The organism is Microbacterium sp. Bi128, from assembly GCF_918698205.1.
This window is the reverse complement of sequence record NZ_CAKKMM010000584.1, coordinates 1-3,000: the sequence shown is the minus strand read 5'-3', so window position 1 is coordinate 3,000 and position 3,000 is coordinate 1. Positions and strand designations below refer to the sequence as shown.

At 62.4% G+C, this 3,000-nt stretch carries 3 protein-coding genes; 1 reads left to right on the top strand and 2 read right to left on the bottom strand.

Annotation, left to right across the window (positions count from 1 at the left end; all coding sequences use genetic code 11):
* Positions 1-513 (bottom strand): Rieske 2Fe-2S domain-containing protein (locus LQV45_RS23310; protein WP_230009029.1); only part of this gene is annotated, 513 nt, incomplete at its 3' end.
* 171 nt (positions 514-684) lie between these two features.
* Positions 685-1,266, bottom strand: coding sequence for a PadR family transcriptional regulator (locus tag LQV45_RS23305; RefSeq protein ID WP_230009028.1), 582 nt, complete (start codon positions 1,264-1,266; stop codon positions 685-687).
* Between the two features lie 267 nt (positions 1,267-1,533).
* Here LQV45_RS23305 and LQV45_RS23300 point away from each other — a divergent pair, with 267 nt between their 5' ends.
* Complete coding sequence (locus tag LQV45_RS23300; protein ID WP_043436471.1) at positions 1,534-2,877, top strand: MFS transporter; 1,344 nt, start codon at positions 1,534-1,536, stop codon at positions 2,875-2,877.
* Positions 2,878-3,000: the final 123 nt, after the last annotated feature.

Genomic DNA, 3,000 nt, shown 5'->3' with positions numbered 1-3,000 from the left:
GTCCATCAGGTTGTCCAGAACGAGCTGGTAGTTGCACGGCGCCAAAATGGTCTCGCCATCACCGGCCCAATCATCCGAGCTCATTTGGTGCATGTCCGGGATAAGGGCCGGATCCGCGAGGGTGGCATCCCCCAGCCACACCCACACATAGCGGTAGCGCTCGATCACGGGGAAAGACGGTACGGTGGCGCTGGGATTAATGGTTTCCTGGGCGGGCATGGAGACACAGCGGCCGGCGGAGTTGTAGATAATGCCGTGGTACGGGCACTGGATTTGGTCCTTGCCGAGGGTCTTGCCCATGGACAGCGGGGCTAGGCGGTGCCAGCAGGCGTCCGCCAGCACCACTGCCTTGCCATCCTCGGTGCGGTACAGGGCGAGCGGGCGGTCCGCAATCCGGCGCGACATCGGCTTGCGGGTTACCTCGTGGTCCCACGCGGCGACATACCAGGCGTTAAGCGGATAACCAAGCACTTTGTTCGTTGTAGAGCTCATGGACTGCATCAGCGCGGTCATGATCGATCCTTCCCCTCACGGTATACCTATGCTCATAGGTAGTGGCTTGGATCACAGCATAACTATGTTGATAGATAGTGGCAAGGCCCCCCAGCTGCCCCCATAAGCGAACCGCAGAAGGGGACGGCAAAAGGCCCGGACACCCGGGCGGGCGTCCGGGCCTTTCGGCACTCAAGACTCGAGCTTGTCTATCAGTTCCAGGCCGCGCCTGGCCCACTCGATCTCCCCTTTGGCGCGTTCGATCATGCCTTCATAGGTGAAGATTTTGTAGCCGGCAATCTTGGCCCGGTCCTCCTCAGGCGCGGCCTCGAGGCGGCGCGCAAGCGTGGGGTTGCTCCGGTCTTCCAAGGCGGCAACCATGTCCTGCCATTGCTGCGCGCGGGAGGAGTGATAGGCAATATGGGCGCGCATCTGCGCTCGCGCGGCTTCGGGGTCGGCCCACTCAAGGTAGGCCGCCTTAAGATGGATCGGGTCACGCTCCCGGGCGTAGTCCAGGGTGGTATTCATCCATGCCCGGAAAGCCTCGACTCCTTCCGGAGTGATGTGATAGCGCTTCTTTTTGCCTTTCTTGCCCCAGGGCTCTTCCACTCCGCTCAGCAGGCCATCCTTTTCCATTCGCCGGAGTTCGGGATAGATCTGCGAGTCCGGTGCGTGCCAGACGTAGCCGACGGATTGTTCAAAGTGCTTGAAAACGTCATAGCCCGTGAGGGGCTGAGACGTCAGCAGCGCAAGCAGGGCATAACGCAAACTCACCCGTCACCGATCCTCTCCGTCAGGGCGCCCTGCTGCCGATGCCTTGCGGCAGGGCCGGGCGCCGCCTCCATTAAACCCCTTGTCAACTAACTACGTTCATAGTTATGCTGTGTCCCGCGCCACATTTACCTATCAGTATAGATAGTTTCCCGGCTGCCAGCCTTCAACGACGAGGCCCGGCCTCCGCCTCCAGAAGAGCCACCAGATCTTCTGCACCTCAGTTTCAGCATCTGCCCGGACCGTCCGTGGCCTCTAGAAAGTAGTCCCATGCAACTTCAAGAACGCATCGACGCGTCCCGTATGTCTCTGTATCAATGGCTGATCGTGGGCCTGTGCATCGTCCTCAACGCCCTCGATGGCTTCGATGTGCTGGCCATGGCCTTCACCGCCAACAGCGTGACCCGGGACTTCGGCCTTAGCGGCGCCGAACTGGGTATCCTGCTAAGCGCCGGACTGGTCGGGATGGCCATCGGCTCGCTGGGCCTCGCGCCCTTTGCCGATGTCATCGGGCGCCGGCCCATGGTCCTGATTTCGGTCGGTCTCGCAACTGCCGGGATGCTGCTGGCCTCCGTAGCGCACTCTGCCGTGGAACTCGGGATTTGGCGCGTGGTCACGGGCCTCGGTATCGGCGGGATACTCGCCTGCACAAATGTCATCGCCAGCGAGTACTCCTCCAAGCGCTGGCGCGGGCTGGCCATCAGCATCTACACCGCGGGATATGGCATCGGGGCAACGCTCGGCGGCGCAGCGGCGGTGACTCTGCAGGCCAGCTTCGGCTGGCGTTCTGTGTTTCTATTCGGCGGCATCTGCACTGCCGCCGTCTTCGTACTGCTCGCTGTCCTTCTGCCCGAGTCTGTGGACTTCCTCGCTAACCGGCGTCCCCGCAATGTCTTGGACCGCCTGAACAGGATCGCACGCAAGATCGGACAGCCCGCCGTCACCGAACTGCCCGCAGTGGCGGCCAAGAATGATCGCAGGAACAAGGTCTCCGAACTGTTCACAGCCGGCAACCGCCGCTCCACCTGGCTCGTCTGGCTTGCCTTCTTTGCCACCATGTTCGGTTTCTACTTCGTGAACAGCTGGACCCCGCGGCTCCTCGTCACGGCCGGCATGACCGAAAGCCAGGGAGTCGTCGGCGGGCTGATGCTGACCTTAGGCGGCACCTTCGGGTCGTTGCTCTATGGACTGCTGACCATCCGCTGGAACAGCCGGAAGGTGATGGTCATCTTCGCCGTCCTGTCGGCGGCCACCATGGTGATGTTCATTTCCACCGCGGGTATGCTGGTCCTCGCCTTCGTCGCGGGCGGCGTTGTCGGCATGCTCATCAACGGCTGCATCGCGGGCATGTACACAATTACCCCGGCGCTCTATGGCGCTTCCGTCCGGAGCACCGGCGTGGGCTGGGCCATCGGGATAGGCCGCGTTGGTGCCATCGTCGCTCCGCTCATCACCGGAGCCCTGCTCGACGCGCACTGGACAGCGTCCATGCTGTACATGGGCGTCGGCGTCGTAGTCCTGGTGGCAGGCGGCGCAGTCGCGGCAATGCGGCCATCCCAGCAAGATGGCGACGCCCTAATCGACGGAGAGAAGGAACTAGCTCTGCCTGCATAATCCAGGGTCAATGTGCGAGGCTCAGGCGGCCGTAGGCGATGTTGTTCCGGATGCTCCCGCCGAATCAGACGGCAGCACAACGCTATGCGCCTCAACGCCGACGAAACCAGACCCACACAGTGC